Origin of the sequence: Nonomuraea sp. NPDC049141 (assembly GCF_040648415.1) — a bacterium.
In the GTDB taxonomy this organism is placed as follows: Bacteria; Actinomycetota; Actinomycetes; order Streptosporangiales; family Streptosporangiaceae; genus Nonomuraea.
The window spans coordinates 38,167-53,192 of record NZ_JBEZDR010000007.1 but is presented as its reverse complement, the minus strand read 5'-3'; the positions used below and the strand labels follow the sequence as shown (position 1 = coordinate 53,192).

General features: G+C 71.8%; 13 protein-coding genes. 7 read left to right on the top strand and 6 right to left on the bottom strand.

Annotation, left to right across the window (positions count from 1 at the left end; translation table 11 throughout):
* Positions 1-43 precede the first annotated feature (43 nt).
* Positions 44-1,435 (top strand): MFS transporter, encoded by a 1,392-nt coding sequence (locus AB0B91_RS21830; RefSeq protein WP_358322315.1) that lies wholly within the window; start codon positions 44-46, stop codon positions 1,433-1,435.
* A 39-nt stretch (positions 1,436-1,474) separates the two neighbouring features.
* Here the strand turns inward: AB0B91_RS21830 and AB0B91_RS21825 are convergent, their stop codons facing one another.
* Together AB0B91_RS21825 and AB0B91_RS21820 are read right to left on the bottom strand one after the other, a co-directional pair.
* On the bottom strand, positions 1,475-1,831 hold the full coding sequence (locus AB0B91_RS21825) for a DUF742 domain-containing protein (RefSeq protein ID WP_358322312.1): 357 nt from the start codon (positions 1,829-1,831) through the stop codon (positions 1,475-1,477).
* Complete coding sequence (locus AB0B91_RS21820; RefSeq protein ID WP_358322309.1) at positions 1,824-3,725, bottom strand: nitrate- and nitrite sensing domain-containing protein; 1,902 nt, start codon at positions 3,723-3,725, stop codon at positions 1,824-1,826. Before AB0B91_RS21820 ends, AB0B91_RS21825 begins: the two co-directional genes overlap by 8 nt.
* Positions 3,726-3,886: 161 nt before the next feature.
* On the opposite strand from AB0B91_RS21820, the gene AB0B91_RS21815 reads away from it, so the two are divergent.
* Complete coding sequence (locus AB0B91_RS21815; protein WP_358322306.1) at positions 3,887-5,452, top strand: ABC transporter substrate-binding protein; 1,566 nt, start codon at positions 3,887-3,889, stop codon at positions 5,450-5,452.
* Positions 5,453-5,529: 77 nt separating this feature from the next.
* On the opposite strand, the gene AB0B91_RS21810 is transcribed toward AB0B91_RS21815, so the two are convergent.
* Positions 5,530-5,706, bottom strand: coding sequence for a hypothetical protein (locus AB0B91_RS21810; RefSeq protein ID WP_358323609.1), 177 nt, complete (start codon positions 5,704-5,706; stop codon positions 5,530-5,532).
* A gap of 20 nt (positions 5,707-5,726) precedes the next feature.
* Between AB0B91_RS21810 and AB0B91_RS21805 the strand changes: the two genes are divergently transcribed.
* On the top strand, positions 5,727-6,353 hold the full coding sequence (locus AB0B91_RS21805; RefSeq protein ID WP_358323547.1) for a hypothetical protein: 627 nt from the start codon (positions 5,727-5,729) through the stop codon (positions 6,351-6,353).
* Between the two features lie 7 nt (positions 6,354-6,360).
* Here the strand turns inward: AB0B91_RS21805 and AB0B91_RS21800 are convergent, their stop codons facing one another.
* A complete protein-coding gene (locus AB0B91_RS21800; protein ID WP_358322303.1) occupies positions 6,361-7,503 on the bottom strand; it encodes an MFS transporter in 1,143 nt (380 codons plus the stop codon).
* Between the two features lie 90 nt (positions 7,504-7,593).
* Between AB0B91_RS21800 and AB0B91_RS21795 the strand changes: the two genes are divergently transcribed.
* The 4 genes from AB0B91_RS21795 to AB0B91_RS21780 all read left to right on the top strand — a co-directional run bounded on the left by AB0B91_RS21795 (position 7,594) and on the right by AB0B91_RS21780 (position 13,267).
* Positions 7,594-10,209, top strand: coding sequence for an AAA family ATPase (locus AB0B91_RS21795; protein ID WP_358322300.1), 2,616 nt, complete (start codon positions 7,594-7,596; stop codon positions 10,207-10,209).
* Between the two features lie 68 nt (positions 10,210-10,277).
* Positions 10,278-11,768 carry an AlkA N-terminal domain-containing protein gene (locus tag AB0B91_RS21790; RefSeq protein ID WP_358323545.1) on the top strand — a complete coding sequence of 497 codons (1,491 nt, stop codon included), beginning with the start codon at positions 10,278-10,280 and terminating at the stop codon, positions 11,766-11,768.
* Entirely contained in the window at positions 11,765-12,943 is a 1,179-nt protein-coding gene (locus AB0B91_RS21785; protein WP_358322297.1) for an MFS transporter, read from the top strand. Before AB0B91_RS21790 ends, AB0B91_RS21785 begins: the two co-directional genes overlap by 4 nt.
* A 129-nt stretch (positions 12,944-13,072) precedes the next feature.
* Entirely contained in the window at positions 13,073-13,267 is a 195-nt protein-coding gene (locus tag AB0B91_RS21780; RefSeq protein WP_358322294.1) for a hypothetical protein, read from the top strand.
* Between the two features lie 4 nt (positions 13,268-13,271).
* Here AB0B91_RS21780 and AB0B91_RS21775 read toward each other — a convergent pair whose 3' ends face one another.
* Together AB0B91_RS21775 and AB0B91_RS21770 are read right to left on the bottom strand one after the other, a co-directional pair.
* Positions 13,272-14,216, bottom strand: a complete 945-nt coding sequence (locus tag AB0B91_RS21775) for a cobalamin biosynthesis protein (protein WP_358322291.1) — start codon at positions 14,214-14,216, stop codon at positions 13,272-13,274.
* Positions 14,197-14,982 carry an aminoglycoside phosphotransferase family protein gene (locus tag AB0B91_RS21770; protein WP_358322288.1) on the bottom strand — a complete coding sequence of 262 codons (786 nt, stop codon included), beginning with the start codon at positions 14,980-14,982 and terminating at the stop codon, positions 14,197-14,199. Before AB0B91_RS21770 ends, AB0B91_RS21775 begins: the two co-directional genes overlap by 20 nt.
* Positions 14,983-15,026: the final 44 nt, after the last annotated feature.

The window sequence follows — 15,026 nt, the reverse complement described above, 5'->3', positions numbered from 1 at the left end:
ATCGTCTCTCGGTTACTTACCCAAGTTATCTAAAGGAGCGGTCATGGCGACAGTAGTCGCTTCTCCAAGGCACGAGACCTCGAACAAGAGCCCATGGCCCGCGGTGGTCGCGCTCGCGATCGCGGCCTCCATCGCCGCTTTGCAGAACACCGCGGTGGTTCCCTTGCTTCCCGTGCTCCAGCGCGAGCTGCATACCTCGCTCTCCGCCGTGAGCTGGACGCTCACACTCAGCCTGCTGGTCGGCGCGGTGTCCACGCCGCTGCTGTCGAGGTTCGGCGACATGTACGGCAGACGGGCGATCATCCTCGGCGCGCTGGCGCTCCTGGTGATCGGCTCCGTCATGGCCGGGCTCGCCACCTCGCTGCCGATGTTGCTGGTGGCCCGGGTCCTGCAGGGGTTCGTGGCGGCGTTGGTGCCACTGTCGATCGGTGTGGTCCGTGACCTGCTGCCCAGGGAGCAACTGGCCACCGGGATCGGGGTGGTCAGCGCCACGATGGGCTTCGGCAGCGGTGGCGGGATGATCCTCGCGGGGCTCGCCTCGGGTGACTACCACGCGGTGTTCTGGATCACCGCCGCGATCACGGTGGTCGCCGCGGTGATCGTCGCCTTCCTGGTGCGCGACCTGGTTCCGGGCGGCGGCGGGCGTCCCGACCTGGCCGGGGCGTTCCTGCTGACCGTGTGGCTCGTCGCGTTGCTGCTGGCCATCAGCGAGGGCGGCTCGTGGGGCTGGGGCTCGCCGGGGGTGCTCGGGCTGTTCGCGGTCACGGTGGTGGGCGCGGTGGCCTGGGTGGCCGTCGAGCGGCGGGTGACCGAGCCGCTGGTGCAGATGTCGATGCTGGTCCAGCGGGGCACGATCGGCGCTACGGTGGCCTCGATGCTGCTCGGGTTCGCCTTCTTCACCGTCATGACCGGCGTGTCCGGGTTCACCCAGGCGCCGGCCTCGGGTCTGGGCGCCTCGACCTTGCAGGTGGGGTTCTACCTGCTGCCCAGCACGCTGTTCATGCTGGTGATCTCGCTGTTCGCCGGGCGGTTCATGCGCCGGTTCTCGGCCTCGTCGATGGTGGCGGCCGGTGGCGGCGTCGTCGGGCTCGCGGCGCTCTGGCTGGTCTTCGCCCACCGGACCGGCGGCGACATCTACGTGGCGACGTCCCTGCTGGGCATCGGGCTCGGCGTGGGCTACGCGGCGCTCGGCACCATGGCGGTCGAGCACGTCAGCCCGGACAAGACGGCGCTGGCCGCCGGGGTCAACGCACTGGTGCGCATTGTGGGCGGCAGCACCGCGGGCGCCGTCATCGCCGCGCTCCTGGCCGCCCAGCCGGGCGTGCTCGGGTACCAGTGGGTCTTCGGTGTCGCCGCCGTCGCGGGCGCGGTGGCCGCGGTGTTCGCGGCCGTGTTCGGCCTGCTCAACCGGCGCGTCGCCATCGCGACGCCGTAAGGCGGCGCTCAGGAGCGTGATCAGCGGCCTGAAGGCGCCTCAGAGCGCCTTCAGGCCGCTGATCACCTCCAGCAGCACCGTGGCGTCCGGCGCGGCGCGCGGCGGCTCGACCTGGATGAGCTGCTGCGCGTGCAGGTCGCCGCAGAGGACCCTGACCACACCGATGGGCAGGTTCAGCTCGGCGGCCACGTCAACCAGCCGGGTCGGCTTCGTGCACTTCTGCATGATGATCAGATGCTCGGGGCCGAGCCCGGCGGGCGGCGCCAGGCCACCGGCCGTGATGATCACCGCGATGAGGTCGATGGCCTCGCTCGCGGGGACGGTACGGCCTCGGGTCAGTAAGTACGCGGGGACGATGGGACCCGCGTCCTCATCCAGCCACCGCTCGTCATTCACTTGGCACCACCCGCATGGTGCGAGGGGCGGGCTCCTGGGCGCGGTCCTCCGGCTCGGCCGGCGGGTCGCTCACGTGTTCTGCCGGGATCAACACGATCGCGGTGGTCCCTCCATATGGTGAACCGCGTAATGTCACGCGGATGTCATGCCTGGCGGCCAGGCGGGAGACGACGAAAAGGCCGAGCCGGTCACTGTCGGCCAGGTCGAACTCCGGGGGGCTGGCCAGCCGCTCGTTGAAGTCGGCCAGCTCCTCTTCGCTCATCCCGAGACCGCGGTCCTCCACCTCGAAGACGAAGCCGCGGGCCGCCGCCTCGCCGCGCACGATGACCGTGGTGTGCGGTGGGGAATTGACGGTGGCGTTCTCGATGAGCTCGGCGATCAGGTGGATCACGTCGCCGACGACCGGCCCGGCCAGGCGCTGCCCGGGCATCGGCTCGACGGTGACCCGCTGGTAGTCCTCGACCTCGGCCGCCGCGCCGCGCGCCACGTCGAGCAGCGGCACGGGCTTGCTCCAGCCGCGGCCCGGGGTGGCGCCCGACAGGATGATCAGGCCCTCGGCGTGGCGGCGCATGCGCGTGGTCAGGTGGTCGAGGCGGAACAGGTCGTCGAGGGCGTCGGTGTCGGTCGTACGGTGCTGCATGCCCTCAAGCTGGATCCGCTGGCGGTGCAGCAGCGTCTGGCTGCGCCTGGCCAGGTTGCGGAAGACGTAGCCGACACCGTCGCGGAGCTGCGACTGCCCGACCGCGGCCTCCACGGCCGTCTGCTGGACGATGGAGAACGCCTGGCCGACGTCGGCGATCTCGGCGGTCGTGCTCGCCACCGACAGCTCCGGCACCTCGACCGTCTCGCCCTTGCGCAGCTTGGCCACGACCTGCGGCAGCCGCTCCCGGGCCACTTCGAGCGCGGCCAGCCGGAGCGCGCCCAGCTCCTTGGACAGCCGCGTGCCCATCCGCAGCGAGAACGCGATCGACACGATCACCAGGATGAAACAGGTCCCGGCCAGCAGGAACGCCCGGTTGAGCACCGAGTCGGCCACCGGCTCCGCCCGCACGGAGAGCATCGTGCTCGCCTGCATCTGGGCTTCCTGGAACGACTTGGCCAGCGTGTCGGCCGTGGTCAGCCAGGACTTCGGGGCGGCGCCCGCGATGATCTGGTCTTCCATGAGCCGCATCCGCTGGTAGGCGGGCGAGGTGATCAGCGACACCTGCGTGTCGCGCAGGCGCGGGTCGAGCTCGCCGAGCGCCTGGTCGATGATGAAGCGCCGGTTGCCGACCCACTGGGTGAACAGCCTGCGCTCGGCGTCCGTGGTCGGCCCGACCGCGATGGCCTGCTCCCTGGTGAGCAGCTCCTTGGCATAGCCCATGTCGATGACGATGCGCGACTGCTCATAGATCGGGATGTCGTCGATGAACGCCACCCGCCGGTGCAGGCCGAACAGCGCGTCGGTCATCGCGTTGTAGGACTCGACCGCGCGCAGCCGGTCGGACAGGCCCGCGTCGATCTCGGCCCTGACCGCGTCCAGCCGGTCCATCTGCGTGAGCACCGCGTCCACCTGCGTCCGGATCGTCTCCGACGCGTTCATGGACGTGCTGGAGAGCTTCTTGAAGTCCGCGTCGGCCGCGTCCGTCTTGGTGCGCTGCGCGGCGGTGGCCGACCGGTCGGCCGGGCTCTTCGTACGCAGCAGCTTCACCGAGGCGAGGCGTTCGAGCTGGATCTGGTTGATGAGCTTGTACGCGGGCAGTCGCAGGTTGGTCCAGAGCGTCTTGTACTGGCGCAGCTCCAGGCTCTCGCTCGCGGTGACGGCGGTGATGACTCCCCAGAGCACCACCATCGAGGCAAGCGGAACCAGCAGTAGACCGATGATCTTCATGCGGATCGTTCGGCTACGACCCATGGCACCTCATTCCGGTCGGTCCCCTGCTGGCAACCCCGGACGGGACAAGCCCAGAGGATAGCAATTCGATCTCTGGAATGGCTAATTTTTCGGGACTTTTGGACTTTTGACAGGCATCGTGCAGTAAGTTTCGGCGTACATCCGTCACAGAGGGAGATGCGTTGCGCCGTCGTATCGCCGCGGTCGCCGCGCTGGTGCTCTCCATCGCCGCGTGTTCGACCCCTCCAGAGGTGGTACGGCAGGCACCGGCCGGCGAGTCGCCGTTCGTCTACGTTCAGAATCTGGACGTGATCTCCGACTGGGATCCCAGCCACTCGTACTCCAACGAGATCATCGCCCTGCAGAACATCTACGAGACGCTGACCGTCTGGAACCCGGTGACCAAGAAGTCCAGCCCCCGGCTGGCCACCTCCTGGCGCTCGTCGGCCGACGGCAAGACGTGGACGTTCACCCTCAGGTCCGGCGTCACCTTCCACACCGGCAGGGCCCTGGACGCCGCGGCGGTGAAGGCGTCGATCGAGCGGACGATCAAGACCAAGGCCGGGGCGTCGTACATCTGGGACGCGGTGTCCGCCATCCGGGCCGACGACATGGAGACCGTGACTTTCACCCTCAAGTACCCGGTCCCGCTGGACCTGGTCGCCTCCTCCGGCTACGCGGCCTACATCTACGACACCCAGGCCGCTCCCGACCTCGGCAAGTGGTTCCAGGCGGGCAGGGACGCGGGCTCGGGCCCGTACACGGTCGCGAGCTGGCGCAAGGGCAAGGAGAAGGAGCTCACGCTCAAGTCGTACGACGGCTACTGGGGCGGCTGGAGCCAGCCTCACTACCGCACGGTCGAGTACCGCGTCGTGCCCGACGCCGACCGGGCCTGGAAGCTGCTGCTCCGCGGTGACGTGAGCTTCGTGGACCGGCTCAACCCGCGGCTGTTCGCCAGGGCGTCGGTCACACCGGGCCTGCGTACGTCCGCCCGGGCGTCGTTCCAGACGGCGATGCTGCTGTTCAACACGGCCGCGGGCCCGATGGCCGACGTGCGGGTACGGCGCGCGGTGCAGAAGGCCGTCGACTACGAGGGCATCATCCGGGCGCTCAAGGGCGCGGCCTCACCGGCCAGCGGCATCGTGCCGGAGGGGCTGCCCGGCCACACCCCTGGGCGCGTACCGAAGCAGGACCTCGTGGAGGCCGCGCGGCAGCTCCAGCTCGCGGGCTACGGTCCTGGCCTCAAGCCCCTGCGGCTGCGGCTCACCTACGCCGAGGGCGACAACGACGAGCGGCTGCTCGTCACCAGGCTGCAGGCCACGCTCAAGGCGCTCAACGTCACGCTGGAGGCGCGGGCGATGCCGTGGAACGCCCAATGGGAGCTCGGCAAGAAGCGCGGCCAGGACATCTTCGTCATGTACTGGTGGCCCGACTACGCCGACGGCTACTCGTGGTTCGGCAACGTCTTCCACAGCGCCGAGCCGCCGGTCTTCAACCTGGCCTACCTGAAGGACAAGCGGACGGACGCGCTGCTCGACACGCTGCCCGAGCTCACGGTGACCGACAAGGCCGCCGCCCAGCGCGCCTTCGCCCAGGCCACGAGCCGGGTGCTGGACCAGCGGGTGGCCGGCGCGCTGCCCTGGGTGGTCAACTACCAGCGCGCCTACCTCGGCGGCATCCAGGGCTACGACGACAACCCGGCCTATCCCGACGTGGTCTTCGTCTACGACTTGCGACCCGCTGGCTGACCTTCGTGTTCACGGCCTCACTTCGTGAGGCGGTCTCGGTCGCCTGATGCCGCCGTCTTCCCCCGTCGCTCTGGTCGCTACGCTCCCGTCGCTCCTCCTCCAGACGTCGGCGCTCCCTCGACGCGGTCGCGCAGCCGTTCCTTGATTTCCTCCGGGGTGTAGGCGCGGCGGCGGCGTTCGGCCCGCGCGATCGCCACCCCGGTGGCCGCGACTCCCGCGACCCCGGCCAGTCCGATTATCTTCCACCAGCGCATGTGCCTAGGCTAGCGGTGTGCTGACTCTCGACGAGGCCGTGAGCCTGACCAGGACCGGCGATGTGTGGGTCTTCCGCGGGCGCTCGGTGCCGGACCGCGCCATCCAGACGATGACCAACAGCCCGATCAACCATGTCGGCATGGCGATCGTGGTCGAGGACCTGCCGCCCATGATGTGGCACGCCGAGCTCGGCAGGTCGCTGCCCGATCTCTGGTCGGGCACCCACCAGCGCGGGGTGCAACTCCACGACCTGCGCGACGCGGTCACTGTCTGGGCCAACAGGTACGGTCAGCGGGCCTGGCTCCGCCAGCTCGAACCCGAGGCGACGCCCGAGATGGAGGACGCCGCCCTGCGCGCGGTGGCCCGGCTCGACGGCACGCCGTTCCCCTCCACCGCGCGGCTGGCGGCCCGCTGGGCCAGGGGACGGGTCCCGCAACTGCGGCGCCGGATGGGGGAGCGCACGCTGGAGAGCGCCTACTGCGCCGAGATCGTCGCGGTCACGTACGAGGAGATGGGGCTGCTGCCCGGCGGGCGCCGGCCCAACTGGTACGACCCGGGCAGGTTCTGGAGCGGCGACGATCTCGACCTCGTGGGCCGGCACAAGCTGGGCAACGAGATCACGGTGGGCGTCGAGCGGGCCGGCTGACCCGCGTTCAGCGGTGCGCCATGGGCCGGGTGCGCTTCAGGGCCAGCGGCAGGGTGGCGGCGACCAGCGCGGCGGTCACGGCGAAGCCCACGGGGTAGCCGGTGTGGCCGATGAACAGCCCGAACCCCATCGCGCCCACGCCCATCCCCGCGTCATAGGCGAGGTTCCACAGGGCGCTGACCGGGCCAGAAGGACCGCGTTCGAGCATCAGCGCCAGCGTGGCGTTCTGCAGCACCCCGAACCCGACCCCGAACAACGCCATCCCCGCCACCACCGCGACCGGCTCGCCGGCCCAGACCTGGAGCGCGACCCCGGCGGCGGTGACGAGAACGCCGGGCACCAGCAGCCGCTCCGAGCCGTGCCCGTCCCCGATCCGCCCCGCCCACCAGCGGGCCAGCGGCGTGCCGAGCGACTGGGCGAGCAGCGCCGCCGAGGCCAGCCCCGGCGACCCGGCCAACGGCAGGAACGTCACCAGCACGCCGACGGCCAGCGTGACGGCGGCGAAGATCAGCGTGGGCCGCACCTGGACACGCAGCTCGAACGTCCCAGCATTTTCCGTGTTTCCGGTCCTTCCGGTGTTGGGTGCTATGGCAGGCAGCGCGAGCACCGTGACCAGTCCGGCCAGCGGGATCAGGCCGCCCACGACGAGCACCGGGGTGAAGCCGAGCGCTCCGGCCGCCCACAGGCCCAGCGGCAGCCCGATGACGGACGGAACCCCCACCGCCACGCCGTACAGGCCCATTCCCTCGCCACGCCGTTCGGCCGGCACCAGCTCGGCGGCCAGCGCGGTGCCCGCGACGACCAGGATGCCGAGCCCGCCGCCACGCAGCAGCGCCACCCCCAAGACCAGCGGCAACCCCGCGGACAGGGGCAGCAGCAAGGCGGGCAGACCGAGCAGCACCAGCCCGAGCGCCAGCACGGCACGGTAGCCGTATCTCGACAGCAGCCACGGGACGGCCAGCTCCAGCAGGACCGTGGACAGCATCATGGCGCCGGTCGTCAGGCCCACGCCGGTCTCGCCCGCGCCACCCCACGCGGCGTACAGCGGCATGGTCGCGAACAGCAGATAGAACCCCAGCAGCCCACTGGCCGCGGCGGCCATGGCCAGGAGCAGCGGGCGGGTGAGCAGCGAACCAGAAGGTGACGACATTGGGTGAGTCAGCATAATTCCGACAGTGCCGGAGGCTCGCCTCAGGCACATCGGGCATGATGCGTAGCCACCTCTTCATAGTGTGGGAATGTGTTCGTCGGACGTGAGAAGCAGCTTGCCGCGCTGGCGGCCGCCCTGGAGCGGACGCCAGGTGCGGTGCTCGTCGTCGGCGAGGCGGGGATCGGCAAATCGTCGCTGGTACGCGAGTTCACGCGCGGCGTCGACGCGCTGGTGGCCGAGGGCGGCGCCGACCCGGGAACGGCTGTTCAGCCGATGGCTGGTCCGAGTGTGATGCCGTATGCGCCGTTCGTGCCGGTGTTGCGCCGCCTGGTCCGGGAGTACGGTGCCGAGCTCATCCCCAGCGGTGGCCGGATGGGGCTGGCGCGGCTGCTGCCCGAGCTCGGCGAACTGGAGGAACACCCGGAGCTGGGGCGGGCCAGGCTGTTCGAAGAGGTGCTGCTGCTGGTCGAGCGGGTGGCGGAGCGGCGGCCCGTCGTGCTCGTGCTGGAGGATCTGCACTGGGCCGATCAGGCCACTCGCGACCTGCTGGTGTTCCTGTTGCGTAACTTGACGCGGCCCGGCGTGCTGGTGATCGCGACCTCGCGTGAGCCGCTGCGTCTGCCTGTGGCCGAGGTCCTCAAGGTCCCGCCACTGGGTCGCGATGAGGTGGCGCGCATGCTGGGCGGCACCGACGGCGATCAAGTGCCTGGGCTTGCCCGTACCGACATCGAGCGGATCGTGGCGCGTAGTGAGGGCAATCCGCTGTTCGCTGAGGCGCTGGCCGACGCGGGCACCGCCACGCCGACCACGCCCGCCTCGCTGCGCGAGTTGTTGCTCGCCGGTGCGGAGCGGCTCGGCCGGGCCAGCCTGGACGTGCTGCGGATCGCCGCCGTGTCGTCTTCGGTGTCGCGTTCGGCGCTGTACGAGGGGAGCAGGACGCCGCACGAGGTGCTGCGGTCCGTGGCCGGGCTGGACGACCTGGCACTCGACGAGGCGTTGCGGCCGGTCGTCCGGGCTCGGCTGCTGCTGGTGGATGGTGACGGCTACGTGTTCAGGCACACGCTGATCCGGGACGCCGTCTATGACGACCTGCTGCCGGGCGAGCGCATCCGCCTGCACATCCGCTGCGCCGAGGCGCGGCCCGAACTGGCCGCCGACCACTGGTACGCGGCGGGCGACAGACGCCGCGCCTTCCAGGCGGCCTGGCGGGCACACCGCTGGGACCGCGTACTGGAACTGTGGGACCACGCCGACCCAGAAGGGCACCACGGCGGCGATGGCATGGATCACGCCGCGGTGCTGGAGTTGGCGGCCAAGGACGCGCTGCACGTGGGTGACGCCGAGCGGGCCGAGGAGCTGGCGAGTCTGGCGCTCGACGAGGTGGGCGGCGATCCGCTGCGGGCCGCGCATCTGCTGGAGCTGCGGGTGGCGATCCGTGACCTGCTCGGCGAGGACGGCCTGGCGGATCTGCGCGAAGCGGTACGGCTGGCGCCGCGTGAGGCCCGGCTGATCGGCGCCCTCGCCAACACGCTCGCCTGGAACGGCCAGGACGCCGAGGCCCGTGCCCGCGCCGAGGACGCGCTGGCGCTCGGCGACGCCAGGTCCCTCGTCACCCTGGCCGCGCTCACCGCGCTCGAAGGCGACCTGGCGACCGCGTCGAGGTTGCACGCCGAGGCGCGGGCCGCCGCTCCCGACGACGATACGGTGCTGGTCGCGTACGCCGGCGAGGCCGATGTACTGGAGGCGGCGGGGGAGCACATCAGGGCGGAGGCGATCGCGCGCCGGGGCATGGCGCAGGCCAGGCGCATGGGCATGGCCCGTTCGCGCGGCGCCCACATCGCCGCGAACCTGGCCGAGCCCCTGGCCTCCCTCGGTCGCTGGAAGGAGGCGCGCGAGGTCATCGACGCGGCCTTGGCGCTGGAGCCGCCGCCGATCCACCGAGCCTGGCTGCTGATGGTGCTCGGCACGGTGGCGGTCTGGGAGGGTTCGCTGGAGGAGGCGGCCGGCGTGCTGGATCGGGCCAGGCCGCTGATGCGCGGGCGTTCGCGCGGTTATGACTCGTGCCTGGAGCCTGACCTGCTCGAAGGCAGGCTCGCCGTCGCCGCGGGTGATGTGGAGCGGGCCGGGCGGCTGGCCGACCACGTGCTGTCCGCGCACGACGTGACGCTCAGCCGCCGCTATGCCTGGCCGCTGCTGGTGATCGCCGCGCGTACGGGCCGGGTACGGCAGGCGCCTCCTGGCATGGAGACGACGGGCCGGGTCCAGGAGGCGTACCGGGCGACCTTCGAGGCCGAGTGCGGGGGCTCGTGGCCGGCCGCCGTGGCCGCGTGGCGGTCGGTCGGTCAGCCGTACGCGCTGGGGCAGGCCCTGGTCAGAGCGGCCGAACAGGACACCGAGGCGGCGCGCGAACTGCTGCGTGAGGCCGCGGCCATCGCCGGGCGGCTGGGTTCGGAGCCGCTGCGGCGCGAGGTCGAGGCCGCGGCGGCCAGCGGCAGGGTGAGCCTGACGGCCGATCCCGGGCTGTCGGCGCGGGAACTGGAGGTGCTGGAGCTGGTGGCCGAGGGGCTGAGCAACAAGCAGATCGCCGAGCGGCTGTTCATCTCGGCCAGGACCTCGGGGGTCCATGTGTCCAACATCATGGCCAAGCTCGGCGTGGGCTCGCGGGTCGAGGCGGCGGCCCTGGCCCGCCGTACCGGGCTCCTGTAGGGCGTTGCCGTTGGCGTCCGATCGTGGCTAGCCGCCGCGCCCCGGCGCACGTCACAGTGGGTCGGGTGATGGATGCTGACAACCTGTACGCGGTGCTCAGGAGCCGCGACCGGCGCTTCGACGGGCGGTTCTTCGTCGGGGTGGCCACCACGGGCGTCTACTGCCGGCCGAGCTGCCCGGCGGCCATGCCCAAACCGGAGAACCTACGCCTCTACCCCTCGGCGGCGGCCGCCCAGCAGGCGGGACATCGGGCCTGCAAGCGCTGCCGTCCCGACGCGGCGCCCGGCTCGCCCGAGTGGAACCTGCGGGCCGACGTGGCCGGGCGGGCGATGCGGTTGATCGCCGACGGGCTGGTGGACAGGGAGGGCGTCTCGGGGCTGGCCGCCCGGCTCGGCTACAGCGAGCGGCAGCTGCACCGGCTCCTGCTGGCCGAGCTCGGCGCCGGGCCGCAGGCGCTGGCTCGGGCGCAGCGGGCGCAGACCGCGCGGATCCTGCTGGAGTCGACGGGGCTGGGGGCGGGGGAGGTGGCGTTCGCGGCCGGGTTCGCGAGCATCAGGCAGTTCAACCAGACGATCAGGCAGCTGTACGGTCTGACCCCGACCGAGCTGCGGTCCCGCGTCCCAGGAAAAGGCGGGAACCGGCCGGGCTCTGCGACCGTGCCGGGCTTAGCGACTGTGCCGGGTTCAGCGACCGCGCTGGGCTTAGCGACCGCGTTGGGCTCGGAGACTGAGCTGGGCTCAGCGACCGCGCTGGGCCCGGAGGCCGCGTCAGGCTCACCGAGAGTGCTGGGCTCGGCGGGAGTGCCGAGTTCGCGGGCGGTGCGGGTCCAGGTGCGGCTGGCCTATCGGCCGCCGCTGGACGCGGACGCGCTGTTCGGCTACCTGGCCGCGCGGGCCGTGCCCGGGGTCGAGGAGGGTGGGGCCGGTTTCTACCGCAGGTCGCTGCGTCTGCCGTACGGGACCGGCGTGGTGGACGTGACGGACGGCGGCGATCACATGCGGTGCGGGCTGCTGCTGGCGGACGTCAGGGACCTGGCGGTCGCCGTACGGCGGTGCCGGGTGCTGCTCGACCTGGACGCCGACCCGCGCGAGATCGCGGAGGTGCTCGGCGCGGACCCGATGCTCGCCCCGCTGGTCGCGGCCCGTCCGGGGCTGCGCGCGCCCGGTCACGTGGACCCCGCCGAGCTGGCCGTGCGCGCGGTGTGCGGGCCGGGCGACGAACTGGCGGAGCTGGTCGAACGCTTCGGCGAGCCGCTCGGCAGCCCGGCGGGTGGCGTCATCCGGCTTTTCCCGCCGGTGACGGCGCTGGCCAAGGCCGCCCCGCTCGCGAAGGCGTTGGCCACCGGGCGGCTCACGCTCGATCCGGGCGCCGACCGGGACGCGGCCGAGCGGCAGTTGCGTACCGTGCCCGGTGTGGACGAGCGGACCGCCGCCTACATCCGCATGCGCGCGCTCGCCGACCCCGACGTCTTCCTGCCCACCCGGCAGGTACGGCAGGCGCCCGCGAGCTGGCGCCCCTGGCGCTCTTACGCCCTGCACCACCTGTGGGCCGCGGCATGACGCTCACCGTTCTGGCCACGCGGGACTTCCGCCGGCTGTGGATCGGCTCGTCCATCTCGCTGGTCGGCGACGGCATGACGCTGGTGGCCCTGTCCTGGCTGGTGCTCAACGGCCCCGGCGGCGTCGCCGCGCTGAGCCTGCTGGCCGCCTGCTACACCGCCCCGGTGTTGGCCGGCGGGCTGGCCGTGGGCCCGCTGCTCGACCGCTTCGACAAGCGGCACGTGCTGGCCGCCGACAGCCTGGTCAGAGGGGTCGCGGTGGCCACCGTGCCGCTGACGGCGGTGCTGGGTGGCGGGATGCCGGGCTGGCTGCCGTTCGTGGTGGCCGCCCTGCACGGCCTGCTCAAGATGGTGCCCATGGCCGGTGTACCCGCGGCCATCCCGGACCTCGTCGAGCCGGACGAGCTCGACAAGGCCAACGCGCTGGAGTCCCTGGCGTACGCCGTGTCCGGAATCGTGGGCTACGCCCTGGCCGGAACGTTGATCGACGCCATCGGCGCGGTGAACGTGCTCGCGCTCGACGCGGCCAGCTACCTGTGCTTCGCCGTGGCCGCGCTGCTGGTCCGCACCCCGCTGCGGCCGCACGTGACGGCGGAGACGGGCCGGCCGCGACTGGCCCACCTGCTGCGGGACCGGGCGCTGGTACGCACGACGCTGGCGTTCATGGCGTTCAACATCGCCGAGGGCGCCCTGGTGCTGGTCGCCGGGCCGTGGCTGGCCAAGGACCGGCTGCCCGGCGGACCGGCCACGCTGGCGCTGCTGCTGAGCGCCCTGTCGGTGGGCGAGCTGGCGGGCGGGTTCCTGGCTGGATCATGGAAGCCGAACACCGGCCGGATGCGGGCCATCGGGCTGGCGCAGCTCGTCGCCGCGGCCGGATTCCTGGCGGTGCTGGCCGTACCCGACCGGTGGGTGCTGGCGGCGGGCTTCCTGCTGATCGGGGCGGCGGGGGTGGTGATGACCGTCTGGGCCCAGTCGCTGCGCATGGAGCTCATCCCGCCCGCCCTGCGCGGCCGCGCGTTCAGTGTGCTCCGTACGCTCATGCAGGCCACGCCGCCCCTCGGCGCCGCGGCCGTCGCCCCGCTCCTGGCGGCCGGGAACCTGACGCTGACCGCCGTCCTCATGGCCGCACTGGCCGGGTTGCCCGCCCTTCTCCTGCTCTTGCACCCTCGGAATTGACAACTTCACAAAGCGGCACAGCTGAGTATTCTGGGGCTTTCAGCTTGTGCGGGGGCACATCTCCTTGACTTACGGAGGAGCGGCTCTATGGACACGTCCGACAGCCGCGTTGTCGTCTTATTCATTATCGTGGCATTAGCCCTGTTCGTCGCGGGACGCCGCTTCCAGTCGATGGTCTCGGCCCGGCAGGCCTGGCGGCACTCCATGCGGGCCGTACCGATCAGGCGGCAGTCCACGGGCAGCTCGGTCAAGGTGATGCTCGGGCTGGGCGTGGTCGTGGTGATCGCGTTCTGGTTCGTGACGAACCTGCAGAGCCTGACGTAGCACCTCATCCTCGGCGGCGCAGGCCCCAGGCGGCCAGCACCGCGATGCCGGCGGCGGTCAGGCTCACCGCTCGGGTGAGGCGTACCGCGCGCCGGATGTCCCCGGCCTCGGGCTTGGGGCCGTCGCCCATGGTCGGGCGGTGCTCGGTCCGGCCGCCGTAGACGTTCGTGCCGCCCAGCGTGAGGTCGAGCGCCCCGGCGAACGCGGCCTCGCACCTGCCCGCGTTCGGGCTGGGATGGCGGTGGCCGTCCCTGCGCAGTACGGCCAGCGCCCGCGCCCGGTTCGGGGCCACCAGTACGGTGATCAGACCCGTCAGCCGAGCCGGCAGGTAGTTGGCCACGTCGTCGAGCCTGGCCGCCGCCCACCCGAAACGCTCATAACGCGGCGAGTGGTGGCCGATCATCGCGTCGAGCGTGTTGATCGCCCGGTAGGCCAGCAGCCCGGGGACGCCCGCCACAGCGCCCCAGAAGAGAGGGGCCACGACGGCGTCGGAGGCGTTCTCGGCCAGCGACTCGACGGTGGCCCTGGCGATCTCGGGCGCCTCCAGCCGGGCCGGGTCGCGCCCGCACAGGTGCGGCAGCCGGGCGCGTGCCCTGGTCAGGTCGTCGTCCTCCAGCGCCTCGGCCAGGTAGGCGCCCTCGCGGGCCAGCGTGGTGCCGCCGAGCACCGCCCAGGTGGCGACGGCCGTCAACGCCGTACGGACGACCGGGTTCGCCACCCGCTCGGCCAGCACGCCGAGGCCCGCGGCCGTGCCCGCGCAGACGACGACGTGGGCGACGCCGTTCGGCCTGGCATCGCCGTACAGGGCCTGTTCCAGCCTGGTGGCGGCGCGGCCGAACAGCGCGACGGGGTGGCCCGTGCGCGGATCGCCGACAACGGCGTCGAGCACGACCCCCAACGCGATGCCCAGCGGCCTGGTTGGGTGGGACTTAGCTGACCAAATGCGCATGGAGCTTATCTTCGTGCTTGTCCAGCCAGGCGGCCGCCCGGCGGATGCGCTCGCCCGCGCCGCCCGCCCACATCCTGGCCCAGCTCCCGCCCGCCGCCGCCCGGCCACGCATGACCGTGTACGAGCGCTGGAACCGGAGCCTGGCCAGCTCCAGCAGCCGTCGGCGATCACGGGGCGGCACTCCGTACGCGTCGCAGAACAAGCGGAGCCGCGCCCCTACGTCCAGCCCGCGCTGGAGCGGAGCCAGGTCCACGGGGTCGGCGATGGGAGCCCAGTGCCTGAGCGTCGTGACGACGTCGAACAGCCGGGTCGTCGGCCGGGCCAGATCGAAGTCGATCAACGCCCGCGGTCTTCCATCACGAAATATCACGTTTTGGGGGGTTATATCGCAGTGACCGATGACCTCGGGGGCGGCGTCGTCGTTCGAACCGCCCTCCCAGCCGCCGCGGGTCAGCGGGAAGCCCTCCGTCGCGTCGTGGAAGTCGCGCAGCAGCTCGGCCAGGCGTACCAGAGCCTCGTCGGTGACCGTCACCAGGCCGAGCCCGGTCGTACCCGGAACATAGGTGAGGATCTCCCGCCCGAGCCCGTCCACGCCCACCACGCGCGGCGCGCCGTCGAACCCGGCGGCTTCCAGGTGGCGGAGCAGGGCGTGCACGGCGGGCGTCGACGGGCGCACCGGCCTGCGCACGGTGTCACCGACCCGGACCACCCCGTCTGTCACATCCCCGCCCTGCAAGGGGATCTCGTGCAGGAGCGTCGCGACCATGCCAAGAGAGCTTAGACCCTTTTATAACCCTCCCGCCTGGCGTT

Excerpts from the sequence above, each read along its gene's own strand:
- AB0B91_RS21775 (WP_358322291.1), bottom strand. The coding sequence starts at position 14,216 with ATGCGCATTTGGTCAGCTAAGTCCCACCCAACCAGGCCGCTGGGCATC.
- AB0B91_RS21770 (WP_358322288.1), bottom strand. The coding sequence starts at position 14,982 with ATGGTCGCGACGCTCCTGCACGAGATCCCCTTGCAGGGCGGGGATGTG.
- AB0B91_RS21790 (WP_358323545.1), top strand. The coding sequence starts at position 10,278 with ATGGATGCTGACAACCTGTACGCGGTGCTCAGGAGCCGCGACCGGCGC.
- AB0B91_RS21785 (WP_358322297.1), top strand. The coding sequence starts at position 11,765 with ATGACGCTCACCGTTCTGGCCACGCGGGACTTCCGCCGGCTGTGGATC.
- AB0B91_RS21830 (WP_358322315.1), top strand. The coding sequence starts at position 44 with ATGGCGACAGTAGTCGCTTCTCCAAGGCACGAGACCTCGAACAAGAGC.
- AB0B91_RS21820 (WP_358322309.1), bottom strand. The coding sequence starts at position 3,725 with ATGGGTCGTAGCCGAACGATCCGCATGAAGATCATCGGTCTACTGCTG.
- AB0B91_RS21800 (WP_358322303.1), bottom strand. The coding sequence starts at position 7,503 with ATGTCGTCACCTTCTGGTTCGCTGCTCACCCGCCCGCTGCTCCTGGCC.
- AB0B91_RS21810 (WP_358323609.1), bottom strand. The coding sequence starts at position 5,706 with ATGCGCTGGTGGAAGATAATCGGACTGGCCGGGGTCGCGGGAGTCGCG.